The organism is Microbulbifer weihaiensis (genome assembly GCF_048323715.1).
Lineage (GTDB): Bacteria > Pseudomonadota > Gammaproteobacteria > Pseudomonadales > Cellvibrionaceae > Microbulbifer.
Window position 1 is genome coordinate 13,498 of sequence record NZ_JBLWFL010000007.1, and the last position, 19,356, is coordinate 32,853.

A 19,356-nucleotide genomic window follows, 5' to 3' on the forward strand; every position below is an offset into this window, starting at 1 on the left:
TTATTTATATTCGATGAGTAATGTTTGTCTTTTTCTATAACTATTTATAGCGAGCTCTATAACTCCCAGAACTTGTGCAAATTTCCCAATGATCACAAATGCGCTGTAGATCATATGGTCTTTCGGCTGACGCCCCCTGGGCTTATTCATCTGCATTTTTAGCCACGTAAGTGGATAGATACAAAGCAACAACAAAGCATAAAAAGGAGCGATCGTAAAAAATAGAGTAATGGATACTAGCGGTATAAATGCACCAAACAGCAATATGCTGGCTACGTTACGCAGCCTGAAACGGTTCAACCACCTACCGTGTTTAACGGCGTTATGAGCATACGCGTGCCCAGATCTTCGAGCGCGCATCAAAAACTGGCTCAACTTGGTCATATCAGCATCATGTTTGGTCATCGGCTCGTCGAGTCTGTAGACCTGCCATCCGCGGGCTTTAAGTCTGAAACATAATTCAGGCTCTTCGCCACAAATGAAGCTCTCATCAAAGCCATTTACTTGCTGGAAAGCAATTAGCCGCACCAGTGAATCCCCACCACATGCTGTCGTTGCACCCGCTTCACCCTGCCATTCCATTGCACATAACTTGTTGTATACCGTTTTTTCTGGAAACCGCTCATAACGATTTCCACAAACGATTGCCGTCGACGGGTTTTCGGTAAGGAACTTTCGGGCTTTAATCAACCACTTCGAATCCATTTCACAGTCGCCGTCCAGGAATTGGACAAAATCAAATTTGTTTCCCATCTGGCATAGGGATTCAACTCCCGCGTTTCTGGCACGCGCAGCACTGAATGGTCGGCTCATATCAAGCTTTACAATCGTGCATCCGAAGCTTTTCGCTAGTTCTATACTGTTGTCAGTTGATCCTGAATCGACGTATACGACTTCACAATGGCTTTCTTGAAGGGAAGAAAGGCAGGACCTCAAGCGCTCACCTTCGTTACGCCCGATAACAACAATTCCGATATCAGATTCGCCTTCTATTTCCATGTTCACCCCAGCTCGATTTATATATTTGCCAGATAATTGCTCCTTTTTAAGCTTATGTTTTTTTCAGCCCGCGAAGGTTATCGATGAAAAGACCTTTAATACGATGGAGAATTCCATTTGGCTTATTAATTTGCTCGGCCTTTCCCCGCTCGTTTAGGAATAGCGTACTATGAAGCTTTTTCCTTTGTGGACCATGGTCATTAGCAGTGTAGTAATAAAGAGCTAACGAGATACGCTTTCGATCTTCCGGGCACTGAAGTGGCTCGGGGTGACCATGGAAGCTATTGGCAGTGGTTGAGAATATAGCCATCCTATTGAATAGAGGTGGGACAGATTTCTCACAAGTAAGTTTGTCATTACTCCAAAGCTGGAAGTCTCCACCCCACTCCGGCCGCCAGTCTTTGTTCAAGTATATAAGCACGTTCAATCGTCTATAAACATTCATCCGTTTATGACCATTGAAGTCCACATGGACGCCGAGCTTGCCTCCCCTTTCAATTTTGTGCAATCCAGCTCCGTGTAAATACGGATCCGCAATTAATCCACAAATTCCGGTCAGCTTTTCTAAAAACTCCAAAAAGGGGGCTGAATTCAGGTTATGAATCAATGCTCGAGTTACCGGACCTAGGCTGAGATCGCGATTCATTTGCTTCTTTCGTTCGTAGTCGTTTTCGAACGACTGCCATTTCTTGTCACCCTCTTCGAATTCCTGAATTACTTTATCCAGAATCTTAGGCTCAAAAATATTGTCAAATACACCATGAGCAAATGGGTATGCTGTCTTATAAGATTCAGCATTCTCCGTAGCTATTTTATCGAGCTTTTCCCACGGAACGAAACGACTGTAATCAGTTCCGATACTATTCGATTCCATCTACCCTCTCCCCAAAATAAGTCAGCGGGGTAATTCAGTTTGAATTTCCCGGATTAAGATAGCTAAGCCGCTAGGCACCATCGTGCGTGACATTACGTTGTTCTTGGCTGTTATTTTCCCTATTCACCCAATACAAATAGTTATCTGTAACCTGTTTTTTGTAGTTGCTCACGTCAAGCTGAACACCAAACTCTGCACCGAGCAGGCGCATGTCTTCATTAAGAACCAACTCAACCTTCTTCCGAGCAGCTTCACTCATTTTCGGTCGGTCTTTCATTTGAAACTTTTTCTTTACATAGATTCGCACAGACTTAGGCACCAGCGCACGTCGCAAAGTGGCCATAAGATCGTTATGTATCAGAATCTTAGACAATGGAAATTTACGGACTCTTTCCCTCGAAATATTTTTAGCGGGAAGCTCTTTTTTCCATTCAACGTCATGCGGCGCTCCGATGAAACGCGCTATTCGATTTAGCTCTTCTTGCGGATCTTTCTTTAATTTTTCAAAGAATACTGGCAATACGTTTTCTCGGCCGAAAGCTTCCAGATATGGTTTTATCTGGTAGTGGTATAGGCTATATTTAATTAGCTCGGGATGCTCCACTATCGCTTCATCTATGGAAACATTGATCTTTCCACAACTCCATTCATGGATATATTGTGATACCAACCGATCCACTGGCTCGCGCATAACATATATTATTTTTGGCGTTCCAAGGTAACTCTGTATTCGTGATATAGTTTCTGGATATGTTGGTAGCTTTGTATAATGAGTACTGGCTTCTCCCAGAATATCGCCCGGATTCGCAGCATCGAATAAGTTTTCGTACCAATGTTGGCCAAGATTGAATATTTCATCGTCGCTAAAGAAATTAGGCTCTTTTAGTTCTGGCATAAATATGCCGGCCTGCAACTTAAGCTGGTCGTATAGCGTCGTCGTTGCGCACTTCATTGCACCTACGATAAGAAAGCTTGGCTTTTTCTTCATAGAAGGCTCAAGTTGTCCGTGTAATTCTTTCATGCCTGAGACTGCCAACGAGAGTTGCTTTTAGTCTCGTATTTATGTGACTTGTTTAAGCCTATCCAAATGTCTTTCCATTCAGATGGAATTGATGTAAGCGCGCCAAACCCTTTTATCAGTTTTACAGTCCGAATGATGCGCCCAAAAATCCACGCGATATTTGCTGCGATCAATTTGGGTTTACCACCAAGGATCGAAAAGTAACGAGCCCTAGACTCATAAAAATATCTCGGTAGCCGATTGCGCTGTGCCAAGTCGCTTTTAACCGAGGCTGTTCCTCCGCGCAGGTGCACGACTCTAGCAGAGGCTTCCTGCTCTATTTTGAATCCCGCGGCTCTCATGCGGTTGCAATATTCAATATCTTCGAAATACATAAAGAAGCCTTCGTCCATAAGTCCAATCTTATCGACCACTTCAGAACGTATGAGTACGCACGCGAAACTGACCCATTCTATGCCAGAATTTATGTCATCAATTTCGATAGGTACTTTTTTGTTTTTCAAGAGACGGGTAACGAGACTCAGCTCTGCTCCACGTATTAACTCACTTAATGCTGTCCGTTTTCTGAAGGCGCTGATCTGCGGCGTGCTATCGAGGAATTCCAGGCGGGGGCCGAGCGCGCCAATTTCTGGGCGCTGACGCATTTTATGCAACATAATTTCTATCGCGCCAGGACGGACGATCGTATCGCTATTCAGCAATAAATAGTATTTCGACGTCACCGCACGTATACCGATATTATTTCCCGCCGAGAACCCTCCATTTACTTCTGACTGAAGCAATTTGACGACGCTTCTTTCTTTCTCGACCCGGCCCATTAGCCAGTATTCAATTTCCTCAAGGGAGTTATCCCCGGATGCATTGTCGACAACGACAATTTCGGCATTAATTTCACTGATCTCTGGCAGTAAGCTATCTAGGCAATCTATAACCAGACTAGGCGTTCGGTAATTTACGATGACTACTGCAAGTTCCACGGACTTAGAGGTATTCATGTTCTAGTTTATCGCTACTTGAGAAAGGCTCGATCAATGGAATTCGTTCGGATTTTCACGTGATCGATCCAAGCTTCAATTCCGCTTCGCTTGGCAATGACATGCTGCAACCATAGGAATGCGCCCCACTTCTTTATGTTGAATGTGGCTCGGTAGTAGCGGCTTTGCAGCAAAATGAAAATTTTTTCAATCCTGCTGACTTTTGACTGGCTTTTATGGGTGACTGTGTAACCTTGTTCTTCCATCAAATGTGCTGCCTGCGATTCGACCCAGCGAATCTCACGTGGAGACAGCCTGGACATCCATTGATTAGCGTACTTTACGGATGGCCTCTGGTAGGTAGTGCCTTCCTCAATTTCAATCATCTTTTCGTCATATGGCAGCGAAAGAAATTCGCATACCCGAGTCAACTCTATTTCCGGATCTGATACTAAGCGCTCGTAACTTAATGAAATTGATTGGTTGGCGTTTTCCTGTTCCTGCAGTTTTTTTCGGCGAGCCTCAAACTCTACCCAAATTTTGGCGCCCTCATAGACATTTCCTACCCACCCCATACCAATGCAGGAGCGCGCGACATCGCGCGGGTCACGATGCAAGTGTATCAGTCGGGCATTCGGCCACAGTTTCAATAGCAGATCGACTCGGGAATGAATCGACGCACCAATTATGGGCTTTGGATTACGGGCATAATGCTGCGCGAGGAAATCCTTGACCAGATCAGGGTAATCAAGTGTTTGATCGATGAGTAAGTTCATCGCACTCGTCTGGCGATCAGTCTTAACAAACCGCCAGTATTCGTGGATCGGCGGCCAGTCGTCCCCTTTCGCCTGTGATACCGCGCCTTCAAATTCACCGAACATGTAGATTTGGGGATGGTGGTTCATCAAAAGACGGAGCAGCGTGGAACCCGACCGCAACGGGCCGATCACGAATACAGGAGAGTCCAGCGTATTTGCTTGGTTTGCGGGATCAATTTTTGAAAGGCGAGACATATCCCTGTCCTCCTACTATCTGGCCCGTCCCTGAGGGGAGGCCAGTCTTGTAATTCCATTTACATCGCTGACTAGCTAATCGGTATTAACGGCGCGGCAGGCGGCTTGATGCAATGTGCATATCCCTGGGCACTACCCCAATTCGATCCAGATCGGGATACCGTATTCACTCTGTTATCGGAATAGTCAGGTTTGACCGATGGTCGGGCTTGATGTGTTACCGGCTCAACCGCGCTTGATTCCTTAGCGCTGCCGATTGCCCTACCTGAAATTTATTGGCAGTTTTCATGCCACACCGAACAATACTAGCGACGGCCTTGCGATAGGCTTCACACTTTACCAATTAAATTTGGCAAAGCAAAAAGATAGTGCTAGCCATCCACAGATTAGGCGCGATTTTCAACATCACGGTCAGGAAGTTCATGGCACAGCGGTAAATCGCGAAAATGCGCCCTGCATTTTCTGTGCCCATCCGATCAAGAAAAAGAGGCCGGCACCAAAACCAGCATTGCATATGCCTTGGGGTAGCGTCCGGCCCCTTTCCATCGGCAAAATAGGTTATATTTATGCAAATTATCAGTTTTACAGATTAGTGGTAGCTATGCGTTACTCCCTGCGGCAGCTGGAAATTTTCCTGGCCTGCGCTCACTTCCAAAATGTCAGTCGTGCCGCGGAAAGCCTTAATTTGTCGCAATCAGCGGCATCGACAGCGCTCAAAGAATTTGAGCATCAGTTTGAGCTTCGGCTATTCGAGCGCACCGGCAAACGACTGCGGCTAAACGAGCTGGGGCGGCAGTTGTGGCCAAAGGCGGAGGAACTTCTCGAACGCGCCAGGGAACTCGAACGCAGTTTACTCGCCCATGGCGACCTTGGACGGTTGAAGATCGGCGCCACACTTACCATCGGCAACTACCTCGCTGCCGGCATCATGGCACGCTACATGGAAGAGCAGCCAGGCGCCCGGGTGGAGCTGGAAGTCGCCAATACCGCTGCCATTGCGCAGAGTGTGCTGAATTTTGAATTGGACCTGGGACTGATCGAGGGGGAACTCAACCATCCGGATCTGGAGATGATCCCCTGGCGGGAAGACGAGCTGGTCGTATTCTGTGCCCCTGAGCACCCTTTGGCAGATCGCGCTCAATTGAGTGACCGGGATCTGCGTGATGCAACGTGGATACTCAGGGAGATCGGCTCCGGTACCCGGCAAACCTTCGAACGTGCCATGTCCGGCCTGTTGCCAGAGCTGAATATTCGCCTGGAACTGCAACACACAGAGGCCATCAAGCGGGCGGTAGAGGCCGGCCTTGGCATAAGTTGCCTGTCCCGGGTATCCCTCACCGATGCGTTTAGGCGCGGTACACTGATTGAACTCTCGGTTCCCCGTAGGGACTTCAGCCGGGAATTCTATTTCGCCCTGCACCGGCAGAAGTACCGCAGCGCTGGCATCGAGCGCTGGCTGCAACTCTGCCGGCAGATGACCTGAAGCGGGCTTACTCCGCAGACTGCCCTGAACGCCGCGCATCGAGGCGGCGGATGAACTCCTGCAGAATCAGCCGATAGAGTTCCTTGCCCAGATATTGATCCTCTACGCCGCTGTCGATCGACGGGTTGTCGTTTACTTCAATGACATAGCCCTTGCCGCCAGACTCTTTCACATCAACGCCGTAAAAGCCGCGCCCGATGGGCTTGGTAGCCTTCAGGGCGGCCTGCAGCACCGGTTTCGGCACTTCAAAGGTCGGCAGTGTACTGAATCCACCACTGACGGATTTCTTGCTGCCGTGGTTGTAGATCTGCCAGTGATTCTTGGCCATGTAGTAGCGACAGGCATACAACGGCTTGTTATCCAGCACGCCGATGCGCCAATCGAATTCCGTATACAGGAACTCCTGGGCCAGCAACAGGCTGGACTCGGCAAACAGCTCTTCCAGCTTGTCGTGGAGTTCCTCCTGGCTGTTTACTTTGACCACGCCACGGGAAAAAGCGCCATCGGGGATCTTCACCACCATTGGCAGTCCAAGCTCGCCCACTGCCTGTTGAAGTCCCTCCTCATCGCCCCGGCGCAATATACGGGTGCGCGGCGCCGGAACCTTGTTGTTGTTGAACAGGTCGGCCAGGTAGATCTTGTTGGTACAGCGCAGGATGCTGGTCGGGTCATCCAGCACGACCAGTCCTTCCGCTTCCGCCTTTTTGGCAAAGCGGTAAGTGTGGTGGTCTATAGCGGTGGTTTCACGGATGAATAGCGCGTCAAACTCCGACAGGCGCATGTAGTCGCCGGGGCCAATAAGCTCTACCGACAAACCCAGTTCCCGCCCGGCACTGACAAATTTCTTGATTGCGCTGCTGTCCGACGGGGGCAGTTTTTCCTCCGGGTTTACCAGGATTGCGAGGTCGTAGCGACTGTTGCTCGGTTTCTTGTGCTGCCGCCAGACTTTGTTGCTGAAGTTATCCAGCGCCTCGGCAAATTCCGTCTCCTCCGCCTCGTTCAGGTCGCGGTGCGAACAGACTCTCAGCTCGACAATTTCCCACTGAGGATCCGCGCGCAGGTGGATCTCCAGTACCGGGCAGGCAAAGCGGTCAAACAGCGCCCGCGCCACCGGTTGCAGGGCCGCCTCGCTGCAGCGGCCAAAGTAAGACTTAACCACCCACTCGGAACCTGTGGCCGGCACCCGCAGCTTCGCCAGCGCCGGCATCGCCTCGGCCAACTGCAGCTTGTACAGTTGGGGCAAGGCCAGGTCATTCAGTGTCCGCACACTCGGTAGCACATTGTGGCTGCGTGCCTCCGCCAACAGGGAACAATAGTACCCCTCGCTGCGGTAATCGTAGTTGGCACACAGGTTGATGACCCGTACCCGCTGTTGGCGGGCAGGCAATGCCAGGTAGTCGGCAAAAGTAATAACCCGTTCGCTCGGGTAGTAGGGAGCCCAGTCGTCGGGCTCGTCGATCACAATAAGGACCTGGGACATGAATTCGGGATGCGCCTCGACAGGATGGAGGTCTGAAAGACGGGGCCAGGATCAAGCCCCGGTGAACGTGCGAAAGATAGAAGAGTTTGGCCGTGCTGCCTAATAATTTTTTGTCCTGGCATCTGGTTTTTTTTAAACGGTTTGCTAACGTTCGCTTGCCGTGCCTTTGCGGTGCCCTTCCCCGGTGACATCCCCACCATGCCCGAACTCGCTTCCCCCGGCTTTCTACTGCGATCTGCCACAGAAAAGGACGTCGACGCCCTATCCGAGCTGGAGCAGCAATGCTTCTCTGGCGACCGGCTGAGCCGGCGGCGGCTCCGCCACTGGGTGCGCGCTGACAACCGCGTCTTCCTCGTCGCTGAGGGCGAGGGTTGCCTGCTGGGCTATGTACTGGTGCTACTGCGTCGCGGCACCCGACTGGCCCGGCTTTATTCGCTGGCGGTTGGCCCCGCCGGCCGTGGGCAGGGCATTGGCAAGGCCTTGCTCAGTGCCGCCGAAGATGCCAGCAGCCGCACCGGTCGTCTGTACATGCGACTCGAAGTCGCCGAACACAACTCGGCCGCTATTGCCCTGTACCAGCAGCTTGGTTACCGCACCTTTGGTAGCTATGCCAATTACTACGAAGATGCGGGAACCGCCTTGCGGATGCAGAAGCGGATACGCTATCGGCCTGAAAATCTGCATACGGTTGCAGTGCCCTGGTACGGCCAACGCACCGAATTTACCTGTGGCCCGGCCGCAGCCATGATGGCGATGGCGGGTCTGGACAAAAGCTACGAACCCAACGCAAGCGAGGAGTTGGCCCTCTGGCGGGAAGCCACCACCATTTTCATGACCTCCGGCCACGGTGGCTGTCATCCAATTGGTCTTGCTCTGGCTATGCAGCGACGGGGATTTAACTGTGAGGTATACCTGAATCAGACAGGCCCCCTGTTTATAGATGGCGTACGGAGTCCGGCGAAAAAGGAAGTGATTGAACAGGTGGATGCCGACTACCGGCTGTCGGCAGTTCGTCAGGGATTGCAAGTAATCGAACAGGACTTTACCCAGGAGCAATGCCACCAGTGGCTGGAAGAAGGGGCTCTGGTACTTCTGCTTATCAGTACATATCGCCTGGATGGCAAGAAAGTACCACATTGGGTCACCCTCACCGGTATGGATGATGAGTGCTTTTACGTGCACGACCCGGATATGGACGATGAGGACAACCCTCTGGACAGCCAATATCTGCCTATTGCCCGTCAGGATTTTGCCGCCATGTCATTGTTCGGGCGGGAACGACTCCGCACAGCGGTAGTAGTAAAACGATATTGATAGGCAGACCGTTATAAAGTTATCACGCACAGCTAAACAGCCCCTTTCGGAGTAGCGCTGTTTTTCCTGAAGCAATTTTGTCAAAATTGCCAATCACCAATAAAAAATCAGGAGAAATACGGATGTTCCGCTGCTTTAAATTTTTGTTTGTTTTTTGTGCCGTCAGTCTGGCGGCCTGTGCAGGTAACCCGATGGTTACCAGCGCAAATCAGACGCTTTCCGCTCCAGCCCCGGAGAAAGCCCAAATCGTTTTCATGCGTTCGTCCATGCTGGGCTCGGCCATCAACGCATCCCTCTTTGAGGTTACCGATAGCGGCAATGCATTCATCGGCATTATGGCCAACGGCACTAAAATTTCCCACGAAGTGGAGCCGGGTGAACATACCTTTATGGTGGTTTCCGAAGCTGCAGACTTTATGCGTGCGAACCTTGAGGCTGGAAAAACCTACTATGCAATGGTTACACCCCGCATGGGCGCCTGGAAAGCCCGTTTCAGCTTCCAGCCGATTCGCACCGGTGACGAAGGAAAATTCAGCACTGAATCCGAGGAATTTCCTGGCTGGGTCGCCGGCACCAAACTGGTAGAGAATTCTGCACAATCCCTGTTATGGGCAGAAAACCAGGCGACGAGCGTGAATAAGAAAAAAGAGGCCTACTACACCAAGTGGCAGGCAAAAGATCAGGAAGAAATTGCACGTCAGACACTCAATGCTACCGACGGCATTTGATGATTTCACATCGTTCGATTAATTAAAGTCTGATTAATTCTCGATGATCAGGAAGTTCTGGAGCTCAAATGATCAAACTACGTAATATTTCACTTGTCGTGCTCAGCTCTGCTTTGCTGGCAGCCTGTACCAGCCACCCGCTAATGAACGTTTATGACAGAACCGTTCCCAACCGGTATGACGGCCAGCCACAAACCTCAGCGACGGTGGAGAAAGCAATTTTTACCGGCTGCCTGGACAAGGGCTGGGTCTGCCGCGAAGTAACGCCAGGTCATATCGAGGCTTCTATCAGCGTACGCAAACACCGTGCCACGGCTGATATCAACTATAGTGAGAAAAGCTATAGTATCGCCTACAAAGACAGTTACCTGCTTGATTACAACGGCAGAAAAAACACCATCCACCGAAACTACAATCGCTGGATCAATAATCTGGAGCAGGCTATTTCGAAAAACCTGGTGATGTAACTTTCGGAGATCCGGCATAAAAAAAGGCCCCTGTAACAGGGGCCTTTTTTGTTTTTAGCTATTACGCGGTCGTTTTTCCACTCGCCAGCTGCAGCAGTGCTGTTTTCTTCAGTAGTTGATCCACCAACTCGCGGATTTTGGTTTCCGCGTCAATGAACTTACTCATATTGGCGCCGCCACGCGTGGAGTCATACAGGGCACTGCCGTCTGGCGCGCCGTTGCGATAAACCTTGATTTCTGCGAAAGACATGTACAGTGCCAGATCCCAGGTCCAGCGCGCGTTATAGGTTGCAGTCCATTCACAGTCTACGAGGGATGCACCAGCGGGGAGAACCTTGTTGCGAATCCCATTGGCACTCAGGGAAGACTGGAACTCGTTCAGGAACCCTTCACGCACATTGCCGTTTTCGATAATGCACAATTCATGGCCGCTAGACACACTGGAAGGTTCAACGGCCTGCTGAATGGAACAGCCTGAAAACAGCAACACGGAGGCGAAGAGAAAGGAAAACTTCTTGTACATTTTTTATCCTGCTTATTTATCGATAATACCCAGTCACGGATTTCAACACAGATTGGTCGACAAATAAATTGTGAATCACCCCGCATTTTCCCAGCATCGCTGTTCACAGCCCCAACAGGCCACATCGCGCGAGGTGGCTTCAACGGCGTCGCGTGCGCCGCATGGTCTGAATGAAGTCACCGGCGGAGTTGGTGCGGGGAAAGGGGTCTTCCGGGATCGCGCAGGCGAGAAATTCACACAGTGGTTCCCAGCCCTGTGCGATATCCAGCAATAACAGTTGGTTTCGCGGAACCCGGGTCAAGATGGTATGGCGGTGATGATCGTAGGCAACTGCCAACGAATCCCGGTCGAACTGTCCCGCAAAGGTTTTTTCCAAAACCACATGGCGTGCGAGCTCGATAAAAGGGGAACGAGTAGATGCGGGAATACTGGTCGACCACTGCAGCGCGGGAAGAATGGTCTGGCGGATACTCGCAAGCCAGTCCTCAAACGGGCGTTCCACAAAGATAAACCTGGCCTTGGGAAAGTCCTGCAGGATCTGATCCACGTACATGCATCCCGGCCAATCAACACAAGACGGGCGATCGCCCAGCAGACATTGCCAGTCCGGAGTGGATGACGTCAATTCCCGTAACCAGGCGCGACATAGTTCGGGATCGGAGACAAAGTCACTCATGTGCAGGCAGGGCCCGAAGCCCAGCCTTTCGAGCGCAAGCTTTAGAGAATAGGTACCTGTACGGCCCAGGCTGGCGCCAATGATCGGGGAGTTCACAACACGGCGGCTAGAAATTCAGGCCAACATTCACCACGAACGGCATATCGATACCGTCGTTATCGCTGAACAGGTTGGCATTGGAAAAATGCTTCCAGGAAACCATCACCACCAGGTCTTCCCGACTCTGCCAGTTGATCCTTGCCGCGTAGCCCACCTGGGCCTGAAACGCGAAGTGGTTATCCTGATGGCGGTCACCCAGCTGATTGCTGCTGATGTAACTGGGTCCCAGGGCACGCACAAAAAAGTAGGGTTGCCCCCAACCCTGCTTGCGCGGGTACAGGTTGAGCTGGGGATACAGGGAAACCGCATGGAAGCCCCGGTTGTTGTCCGCATCGGTTTCCACCCGGGTGTAGCTCACACCCAGATGAATATGCTGGCGATAACTTTTTTCGAATTTCTTGAAAGAGTAATCGACACCATATGTGCGATTACTCTGGTCCGAATGCGGTTGCGGCCCGCCGCCAGCATTGAATAACAGTTCATCGGCGGCCGCCTGCTGGCAGAAAAGGAGTGCACCCAGTAAAACAAGCAGACGTGAAGCCAAGTCGATCACCCTGTTAGTCCAGTTTCCGGAAGATCAGCGAAGTGTTGATACCGCCAAAGGCAAAGTTATTGCTCATGACAAACTCGGTATCAATGGCCCGCCCTTGTCCCTGAATGTAGTCGAGATCCGCACACTCGGGATCCACCTGCTGCAGGTTGATCGTGGGGTGGAACCAGCCAGCGTGCATCATGTGGATACTGGCCCAGGCCTCCAGAGCCCCGCAGGCGCCCAGCGTGTGGCCGGTGTAGCTTTTCATCGAGCTGATGGGAACGGCGCGGCCGAAGGCCTCGCGGGTCGCGTGGCTTTCCGCTACATCCCCACGATCCGTGGCAGTACCGTGGGCGCTCACGTAACCGATGGCGCTGCCATCAATGCCAGCCTGCTGCATGGACTGTCTGAGCGCGATCTGCATGGTCGCCGCCTGAGGCTGCGTGACGTGCTGGCCATCAGAGTTGGTGCCGAACCCAACGATCTCTGCATAGATGCGCGCGCCGCGCGCCTTCGCATGTTCGTATTCTTCCAGGATCAGGGTGCCCGCACCCTCGCCGATAACCAGGCCATCGCGCTCGCGGTCAAACGGGCGCGGTGTGGTACCCGGCGCTTCATTGCTGGTGGAGGTGGCAAACAGAGTGTCGAATACCGCCGCTTCGGTCGCGCACAACTCCTCCGCACCACCGGCCACCATCACGGTCTGGCTGCCGTTACGGATAGCGTCAAAGGCATAGCCGATGCCCTGGCTGCCGGAAGTACAGGCCGAGCTGGTCGTGTAAATCCGGCCACACATGCCGAAGAAGACACCGATATTGACCGGTGCCGTGTGTGCCATCATTTTGATATAGCTGGTGGCGTTGAGGCCGTCGGTGCGATGGTTCAGCAGCATATTGCCAAAATCGCCCATTGCCGCCGGCGTGCCCGCCGATGAACCGTAGGCAATGCCGGCCATGCCGCTGGTCAGGATCGGGTCATCCAGCAAGCCCGCATCTTCCAGCGCCAGCTCGGTGGCCCGCACGGCCAGCAACGATACCCGGCCCATGCTGCGCACGCGCTTGCGGCTGTAGTGAGCCGGCTTTTCGAAGTCCTTTACCGGGGCGCCAAGGCGCGTATTCAGGCCCTCATACTTATCCCAGTCCGCCATATAGACCACACCGGATTCGCGGCCGCGCAGCGACTTCTCAACCGCTTCCCACCCCTGGCCAATCGGCGACAGGCCAGCCATACCGGTTACAACTACCCGTTTCATCAGCAGAGCCCACCATTGACAGAGATCACCTGGCGGGTGATGTAGCCGGCGTGCTCGCCCAGCAGGAAGGACACCGTGGCCGCCACTTCTTCCGGTTTGCCGAGACGGCGTGCCGGGATCATTTTCATGATCTCATCCAGCGGCAGGTGCTCGTCCACCATGTCGGTGTCGATCAGCCCCGGCGCCACACAGTTGACGGTGATCTTGCGCTTGGCCAGTTCGAGCGCCAGCGCCTTGCTGGCGCCGATCAGGCCGGCCTTGGAGGCCGAGTAATTCACCTGGCCGCGATTGCCGGCAATACCGGATACCGAGGTCATCACCACGATGCGGCCACCCGTCTTGCGGCGCACCATCGGCATGGTCAGCGGGTGCAGCACGTTGTAGAAACCATCCAGGTTGGTGTGTACTACCCGATCCCAGTCTTCCGCCGGCATGGCCGGAAAGGCATTGTCTGCGGTAAGACCGGCGTTACAGACGACGCCGTAGTATGCGCCGTGCGCCTCCACGTCGGCTTCCAGCGCCGTGCGCGCCGCTTCGCGGTCGACGATATCGAATTGCAGAATGCGGCTCTCGCGCCCTGATTCGGCAATCTCCTGCGCAACGCGCTCGGCGTCTTCGCGGCGGCTGCGGCAGTGCAACACGATGTTGAATCCATCTTCTGCGAGACGCAGCGCGATCGCACGCCCGATGCCCCGGCTGGAGCCGGTGACCAGTACCCATTCAGACATTCAGCGTTTTTCCTTCAGGTATTCTTCTATATTGTCAGGCTGATAGACGTTCAGCCGCGCGCTCTGCTCGATGCCATCGCCCGTGATGTGGCACTCAAAGGTGGCCATGCCGTTGTTGGCCTGCAACAGGCGTTCAACGGATACGGTCAGGGTGCTACCGCATGCAAACCAGGCCGCACTGGTGGTGAACCGGCGGGTGCCCAGCAGAAAACCCAGCTCCACAGGCTTACCCGCCTCGCGTGCGTGATAGCCGGAAAAAGCGGCAATGGCCTGTGCCATGTATTCGATACCCAGGTAGGCAGGTACGCGTTGGTCGCGGCTAAAAATACCATCATCGCGCACCGTCAGGCGCGCACTGAGGGTTTCCTCAGCAACCGTGAGTATCTCGTCGAGCAGCGACATATCGCCGCTGTGCGGCACCAGCTCTTCGGCGGTGTAAGGCTGTATCTGTTTCATTAAATTCCCAAAATCAGCGCACAATTGCTGCCACCAAAGGCAAAGGAATTGCTCATGGCATAGCGCAGTGTGGCCGCTGCATTCGCTGCCCCGCCCGCCCCTACCAGCCGCACCACCGGCAGTTGGTCGTCGTAGGCACCGCCGCTGCGGTGCGGCGGCAACTGTCCGCGCGTCAGCGCCAGCCAGCAGAACGCCGCTTCCAGCGCACCCGCGGCGCCCAGGGTGTGGCCGGTCATCGGCTTGGTGGAGGAACACAGCGTATGCGCACCCAGCACCCGAATCACCGCGCGAGCCTCCATGGCATCGTTCTGCGGTGTGCCGGTGCCATGCAAATTCAGGTAGCCAATCTCTGACGCCGACAATCCGGCATCGGCGAGCGCTCCGCGCATGGCCGCTTCCGCCCCGCGGCCCTCCGGATCCGGTGCGGACATATGGTGGGCATCGGAGCTTGCCGCCACGCCACACAGACGCACAGGGCCGGGCTCCCGGCTCATGATAAACATCGCGCCGGCCTCCCCGAGATTGATGCCGTCGCGCTCGCCGCTGAACGGCCGCGTCAGCCCGGCACTGAGTGCACCCAGGCCATTGAATCCCGTCACCGTCATACCGCAGAGCGTATCCACCCCGCCGACAACCACACTGTCGCACACACCGCTTTTCAGCAGCCGGCGCGCGCTGGCGAAGGCGTTGGCACTCGATGAGCAGGCCGTGGATACCGTGATCCGTGGCCCTTCCAGCCCCAGGTAGCGGGCCACGTATTCTGCCAGCGACGCCATCTGTTGTTGATAGCGGTAGCGATAATTTTTACCGTCCGCGCTGGCGCCCTGCTCCAGGTGCTGCTCACCACTGGCAATCCCCGAAGTGGAGGTGCCCATGACCACACCGATGCGATGGCGCCCGTAGCGCGCTATCTGCGCAGCCAGCGCATCCTCGAGCCCGCTGGCCACCAGCTGTGCCAGGCGGTTGTTGCGGCAATCGTACTCCGCCAGCGCCGCCGGTACCTGGGGCAAGGGAGTTTCAACGACACCAAAGCGACTGAACTCCGGCCCCAACCAGCGGCTGCCCCGCTGCATTGCCGATACATCACCGCAAAACAGGCGCTCGGCGACGGCGTCTTCGTCGCAGCCAAGGGCGCATACCAATCGCATCTGGTTGAGAAAATATTCGGCCATGTCTTTCCGCTCACTGTGCTGCGTTTCGCAGGGTCAATCCCGTGCACATATATCTGCCAGGGTTTTGAGGCGTCGCTCGGCGCTGGCCACGTAAGGATTTCTCTCATCCCACGCATAGCCCGCCAAAATCGAGGAGATCATGCGTTTGATTTCCGGCTGTTGCCGGGGGTGGAAAATCACATCCTGGAAGCGACCGTCGTACCAGGCTGTCACATACACCTTGAAGACATCCACACCAGCCTTCAGGGGTGCAGCAAATTCCGCCTGCCAGTCCACGGTCTCACCACGCAGCTGGCGATCGAGGCAGCGACTGGCCAGTTGCGCGGATTTCATGGCGATGGTGACACCGGAAGAAAACACCGGGTCGAGAAATTCGCCCGCGTTGCCCAGCAGCGCGAAACCGGGTCCGATCAGTGATTTCACATCCGCGGAATAGCCGGTTATACGCTGTACCGGTGTATCGAACTCGGCATTAGCCAGGGTGGCCGCCAGATTCGGGGCCGCGGCAACTGCCGCGCGCAGGATCTCTTCCGGCGATTCGCCGAGAGCGGCAATCGTCTCGCGCTCACCCACCACTCCCAGCGACGCGCGGCCGCCGGCAAACGGGATCAGCCAGTACCAGATGTCCCTCTGCTGGGGATGCACAGTGATCAGGATTTTGTTGCGGTCAAATCCAGCTTCACCAATATTGTCCTGCACATGGGTGAACACCGACTCACGCGCGGGAAAATCCGAGGGCCGATCCAGATCCAGCAGGCGCGGCAGCACCCGGCCAAATCCGCTGGCATCGAGCACGAAGCGGCCATTGAATGCCACCCGTTCGCCGTCGCACTCTGCAATCAGTCGCGACTGCTCGGGCTCGATTTCCACACTGACGATTTCGTGCCGATAGAAGAATTCCGCCCCCTGCTTTTCGGCTTCGTCGGCCAGTAACTTATCGAACCTTGCCCGCTGTACCTGGAAGGTGGTACCCGGCCCTGCGGAAAATTTTTCCGTGAAATCAAATGCGGTTCTCGCGCCATCCCACTCAAATGCCGCGCCGTTTTTAAACTGGAAACCCGCCTCGTTTACCGCGTCGAGCATGCCAGCCTCGGCGATGAACTCCATACACTGGGGCAACAGGCTTTCACCAATGGAAAAACGCGGGAACGCCTGGCGCTCGATAACCGCGACCTTCCAGCCTTTCTGCACCAAAAGCGCACTGGCAATGGCACCGGACGGACCCGCGCCAATCACCAGGACATCCGCCTGGTATTCCTTCACCTGCTACCTCCGAAAATACTTGTTGAAAAATACAGTGCGGCCAGCAGCAGGGTTACGACCGTCCCCACCGCGAGCGTAAACCCGAAATCCGCGATCGCGGGTGTTTGTGACAAGGCCAGCAGGCCGAAACCCAAAAGCGTGGTAATTCCGGCAAGGGCGATGGCCAACAACGTGTAACTCGCTTCGCCGCGTTCGCTGAAGTAGCCAAACACCGCGTAGTCCACCCCGATGCCAAAGACGAGGAGCAGCGCGGCCACATGAAAGAGATTGATGCCCGCACTGGTAAAGGCAGCCATAGCAAACGCGGCAGACACTGCCGCCAGTGGCAGGCCAGCGATGACCAGCGCCGCGCGCCAGCCGGTGCGCAACGCGATAACCAGAGTCGCTATCACCAGGATGAGCGGCAGCAGCATCAGCAGCTGATCCCGTTGTTTGGCGAGTATCGCGGCAATCGCCTGCGGTGGATTGCGGAAACTGACCCCCTCGAGCCCGCCCGCCATGGCCGCACCATCGAAGTCGCGCGCGGCCCCGAAAATACGCACCAGCGACAGGCATTCACCGTCGCTGCACCCGAGCCACAGCTGGCGCTCGGTGGCCGGCAAGCGGGCCAGCCACTCTGCCTGTGACACCGGTTCGGCAGTTTGCTGCAGGTTTGCCGTGATGGCTGCCACTTCGGCGCCGCTGTAACCCAGTTGTACATAGAAATTCTGCGCGAAATCCGAGCCGTACAGGTCGCGCAGCAGAATCGTGTTGTCGCGCCGTACCTGTGCCGGAGGCATCCATTCACTGACCGCGGAAAAGCCCTTGATATCGCCGAGCGAACGCGCGCTGGCCAGACATGCGCCCAGAGCATATTCCCTCTGCAGCACCTCATCGGGACTGGCACCGCGCACCAGGAAATAGGACGAAGCGGGCCGTACCGGCAGCAGCGTATTCAATTGCTGCTCGTCGGCGTGCAGGAACGCGGGCGGCTCATAAAAGAGGCTCAGGTCGCTCGCCGGTTTCGCCACCAGAATGCCCAGCGCTCCGGTGAACACGAACGCGGCCACCGCCAGCGGATAAGCCCAGCGCGGTGCGCGCGGGTAAGCGGTGGAAATATCCAACCGCCGCGGGCGGAGCTTAAGTAGCAGGGGAAACAGCAGAACCACTGTCAGCCAGGCACCGAGCAGGCCAAACCCGACGAAAACCCCCATTTGCCGCAGCAGCGGGAAAGGGGTGAGGGCGAGGGCAAAAAATGCCACACAGCTGGACAGCAGGCCGAGCAGCAGCCCGGACATGATATCCCGGTCCCTGGGCGCACCTTCGCGCAGGCGGTTGCAGATAAAGTGAAACGCGTAATCGATGGCGAGGCCCGTCACGGTGGTGCCGAATACAAACGCGAGAATATGCACCTGCCCCAGTAGCGCGATGACCGCCGCGGTACCGGCGGCGATGCCACTCCCGATTGCCAGCAGTGACAGCAACAATGGGCGCAGGGAGCGGAACGCAAGGAGCGATAGCAGGCAGATTGCCAGTACCGAAAAACCACCGATCAGCCTGATCTCGCGCTGTGCGCCCGCGGCGGCATATTCCGAGTGCAACGGTGCGCCGGCCACGAGCAGCGTCAGACCCTGCGCGGCCGCCCACTGCTGCAGGGAGGTGCGCAGTGCGAGCAGCGGCTGCCGGATACTGCCGTGCATATCCAGTGGCGCAGCCTGGCTGCGCAGCAGGGTAAACACCCGGTCGCCTTCGCCATACACCGGAATGCCATCCTCCATTGCAATTACACGGCCGCCAGCACTGCGCATTTCGGCGGTCATGAAATGCTGGAAGGTGAAAAATGGATCCCGCTCCAGATCGAGCCGGGTGCCAGCACTCTGCGGGCTGTATATGAAGGCCAGCTGATCGCGCACGAAGGCCTCGGGATCCCGATTCAGGCGGTCGCGATCACTGCGCGTGAGCAGCTCACTGCGCCGGGGCAGGAGAAATTCCCACAATTGGGCGCGCTCGACGTCATCGCCCCAGCGATAGACTGTGGAGTGGACGTGCGCGCTCTGCTGTAGCGATTCTGCAAGTTTACGGGTAGCGGTTGGCAGAGTCCGGGCACTATCCGCCGGGCCCACGAGCACCCACACCAGGCTGTGCTGGAAATCCTGATTGGCGCGTTTTACTGCCGCGGAATCCGGCAGCGATGCCAGCTCCTCTTCAGCCAGCGCGACGATATCGGTCTGCAGCCAGCGCTCGCTGTAGTTGAGCCAGGCCGCAAGACCCTGGACAACGCACAACCCCAGCCAGAGTGCTATTCGGAATTTCATCGCCGTGC

At 55.1% G+C, this 19,356-nt stretch carries 19 protein-coding genes; 4 read left to right on the forward strand and 15 right to left on the reverse strand.

Translation table 11 applies throughout. The features are described 5' to 3' along the window. From ACNKU7_RS10290 to ACNKU7_RS10310, 5 genes are all read right to left on the reverse strand, one after another. Positions 1–999, reverse strand: a complete 999-nt coding sequence (locus ACNKU7_RS10290) for a glycosyltransferase family 2 protein (RefSeq protein WP_418296895.1) — start codon at positions 997–999, stop codon at positions 1–3. 52 nt (positions 1,000–1,051) lie between these two features. Then, entirely contained in the window at positions 1,052–1,873 is an 822-nt protein-coding gene (locus ACNKU7_RS10295; protein ID WP_418296896.1) for a 2OG-Fe(II) oxygenase, read from the reverse strand. Positions 1,874–1,943: 70 nt separating this feature from the next. Beyond that, a complete protein-coding gene (locus ACNKU7_RS10300) occupies positions 1,944–2,894 on the reverse strand; it encodes a sulfotransferase domain-containing protein (protein ID WP_418296897.1) in 951 nt (316 codons plus the stop codon). Further along, positions 2,891–3,889, reverse strand: coding sequence for a glycosyltransferase family 2 protein (locus ACNKU7_RS10305; RefSeq protein ID WP_418296898.1), 999 nt, complete (start codon positions 3,887–3,889; stop codon positions 2,891–2,893). Before ACNKU7_RS10305 ends, ACNKU7_RS10300 begins: the two co-directional genes overlap by 4 nt. Before the next feature lie 14 nt (positions 3,890–3,903). After that, entirely contained in the window at positions 3,904–4,881 is a 978-nt protein-coding gene (locus ACNKU7_RS10310; protein WP_418296899.1) for a sulfotransferase family protein, read from the reverse strand. Between the two features lie 601 nt (positions 4,882–5,482). Here ACNKU7_RS10310 and ACNKU7_RS10315 point away from each other — a divergent pair. Continuing rightward, positions 5,483–6,364 carry a LysR family transcriptional regulator gene (locus ACNKU7_RS10315; protein WP_418296900.1) on the forward strand — a complete coding sequence of 294 codons (882 nt, stop codon included), beginning with the start codon at positions 5,483–5,485 and terminating at the stop codon, positions 6,362–6,364. 7 nt (positions 6,365–6,371) lie between these two features. Here the strand turns inward: ACNKU7_RS10315 and ACNKU7_RS10320 are convergent, their stop codons facing one another. Beyond that, positions 6,372–7,844 (reverse strand): RimK family protein, encoded by a 1,473-nt coding sequence (locus ACNKU7_RS10320; protein ID WP_418296901.1) that lies wholly within the window; start codon positions 7,842–7,844, stop codon positions 6,372–6,374. A gap of 198 nt (positions 7,845–8,042) precedes the next feature. Between ACNKU7_RS10320 and ACNKU7_RS10325 the strand changes: the two genes are divergently transcribed. From ACNKU7_RS10325 to ACNKU7_RS10335, 3 genes are all read left to right on the forward strand, one after another. After that, on the forward strand, positions 8,043–9,158 hold the full coding sequence (locus ACNKU7_RS10325) for a peptidase C39 family protein (RefSeq protein ID WP_418296902.1): 1,116 nt from the start codon (positions 8,043–8,045) through the stop codon (positions 9,156–9,158). Positions 9,159–9,235: 77 nt separating this feature from the next. Then, on the forward strand, positions 9,236–9,886 hold the full coding sequence (locus ACNKU7_RS10330) for a hypothetical protein (protein WP_418296903.1): 651 nt from the start codon (positions 9,236–9,238) through the stop codon (positions 9,884–9,886). 68 nt (positions 9,887–9,954) lie between these two features. Beyond that, the gene (locus ACNKU7_RS10335) at positions 9,955–10,353 is read left to right on the forward strand and encodes a hypothetical protein (RefSeq protein WP_418296904.1); all 399 of its coding nucleotides are present in this window, start codon (positions 9,955–9,957) and stop codon (positions 10,351–10,353) included. Between the two features lie 61 nt (positions 10,354–10,414). Here ACNKU7_RS10335 and ACNKU7_RS10340 read toward each other — a convergent pair whose 3' ends face one another. The 9 genes from ACNKU7_RS10340 to ACNKU7_RS10380 form a co-directional block, all read right to left on the reverse strand. After that, positions 10,415–10,876: an Sbal_3080 family lipoprotein gene (locus tag ACNKU7_RS10340; protein ID WP_418296905.1), complete on the reverse strand. Its 462-nt coding sequence runs from the start codon at positions 10,874–10,876 to the stop codon at positions 10,415–10,417. A 139-nt stretch (positions 10,877–11,015) separates the two neighbouring features. Next, entirely contained in the window at positions 11,016–11,648 is a 633-nt protein-coding gene (locus ACNKU7_RS10345) for a sulfotransferase family protein (RefSeq protein ID WP_418296906.1), read from the reverse strand. 10 nt (positions 11,649–11,658) lie between these two features. Next, a complete protein-coding gene (locus ACNKU7_RS10350; protein WP_418296907.1) occupies positions 11,659–12,195 on the reverse strand; it encodes an acyloxyacyl hydrolase in 537 nt (178 codons plus the stop codon). A 13-nt stretch (positions 12,196–12,208) separates the two neighbouring features. Next, positions 12,209–13,435: a beta-ketoacyl-ACP synthase gene (locus ACNKU7_RS10355; RefSeq protein WP_418296908.1), complete on the reverse strand. Its 1,227-nt coding sequence runs from the start codon at positions 13,433–13,435 to the stop codon at positions 12,209–12,211. After that, complete coding sequence (gene fabG, locus ACNKU7_RS10360) at positions 13,435–14,163, reverse strand: 3-oxoacyl-ACP reductase FabG (protein WP_418296909.1); 729 nt, start codon at positions 14,161–14,163, stop codon at positions 13,435–13,437. Before fabG ends, ACNKU7_RS10355 begins: the two co-directional genes overlap by 1 nt. Then, positions 14,164–14,619: a hotdog family protein gene (locus ACNKU7_RS10365; RefSeq protein ID WP_418296910.1), complete on the reverse strand. Its 456-nt coding sequence runs from the start codon at positions 14,617–14,619 to the stop codon at positions 14,164–14,166. Beyond that, positions 14,619–15,791 carry a beta-ketoacyl-ACP synthase gene (locus tag ACNKU7_RS10370; protein ID WP_418296911.1) on the reverse strand — a complete coding sequence of 391 codons (1,173 nt, stop codon included), beginning with the start codon at positions 15,789–15,791 and terminating at the stop codon, positions 14,619–14,621. Before ACNKU7_RS10370 ends, ACNKU7_RS10365 begins: the two co-directional genes overlap by 1 nt. A 33-nt stretch (positions 15,792–15,824) precedes the next feature. Then, on the reverse strand, positions 15,825–17,054 hold the full coding sequence (locus ACNKU7_RS10375) for an NAD(P)/FAD-dependent oxidoreductase (protein ID WP_418296912.1): 1,230 nt from the start codon (positions 17,052–17,054) through the stop codon (positions 15,825–15,827). Then, complete coding sequence (locus ACNKU7_RS10380; protein WP_418296913.1) at positions 17,051–19,348, reverse strand: MMPL family transporter; 2,298 nt, start codon at positions 19,346–19,348, stop codon at positions 17,051–17,053. The genes ACNKU7_RS10375 and ACNKU7_RS10380 overlap by 4 nt, the downstream gene beginning before the upstream one ends. Positions 19,349–19,356: the final 8 nt, after the last annotated feature.

Bases quoted from the DNA above. Each gene is read 5' to 3' on its own strand.
- ACNKU7_RS10290 (WP_418296895.1), bottom strand. From the start codon at position 999: ATGGAAATAGAAGGCGAATCTGATATCGGAATTGTTGTTATCGGGCGT.
- ACNKU7_RS10295 (WP_418296896.1), bottom strand. From the start codon at position 1,873: ATGGAATCGAATAGTATCGGAACTGATTACAGTCGTTTCGTTCCGTGG.
- ACNKU7_RS10300 (WP_418296897.1), bottom strand. From the start codon at position 2,894: ATGAAAGAATTACACGGACAACTTGAGCCTTCTATGAAGAAAAAGCCA.
- ACNKU7_RS10305 (WP_418296898.1), bottom strand. From the start codon at position 3,889: ATGAATACCTCTAAGTCCGTGGAACTTGCAGTAGTCATCGTAAATTAC.
- ACNKU7_RS10310 (WP_418296899.1), bottom strand. From the start codon at position 4,881: ATGTCTCGCCTTTCAAAAATTGATCCCGCAAACCAAGCAAATACGCTG.
- ACNKU7_RS10315 (WP_418296900.1), top strand. From the start codon at position 5,483: ATGCGTTACTCCCTGCGGCAGCTGGAAATTTTCCTGGCCTGCGCTCAC.
- ACNKU7_RS10320 (WP_418296901.1), bottom strand. From the start codon at position 7,844: ATGTCCCAGGTCCTTATTGTGATCGACGAGCCCGACGACTGGGCTCCC.
- ACNKU7_RS10325 (WP_418296902.1), top strand. From the start codon at position 8,043: ATGCCCGAACTCGCTTCCCCCGGCTTTCTACTGCGATCTGCCACAGAA.
- ACNKU7_RS10335 (WP_418296904.1), top strand. From the start codon at position 9,955: ATGATCAAACTACGTAATATTTCACTTGTCGTGCTCAGCTCTGCTTTG.
- ACNKU7_RS10340 (WP_418296905.1), bottom strand. From the start codon at position 10,876: ATGTACAAGAAGTTTTCCTTTCTCTTCGCCTCCGTGTTGCTGTTTTCA.
- ACNKU7_RS10355 (WP_418296908.1), bottom strand. From the start codon at position 13,435: ATGAAACGGGTAGTTGTAACCGGTATGGCTGGCCTGTCGCCGATTGGC.
- fabG (WP_418296909.1), bottom strand. From the start codon at position 14,163: ATGTCTGAATGGGTACTGGTCACCGGCTCCAGCCGGGGCATCGGGCGT.
- ACNKU7_RS10365 (WP_418296910.1), bottom strand. From the start codon at position 14,619: ATGAAACAGATACAGCCTTACACCGCCGAAGAGCTGGTGCCGCACAGC.
- ACNKU7_RS10370 (WP_418296911.1), bottom strand. From the start codon at position 15,791: ATGGCCGAATATTTTCTCAACCAGATGCGATTGGTATGCGCCCTTGGC.
- ACNKU7_RS10380 (WP_418296913.1), bottom strand. From the start codon at position 19,348: ATGAAATTCCGAATAGCACTCTGGCTGGGGTTGTGCGTTGTCCAGGGT.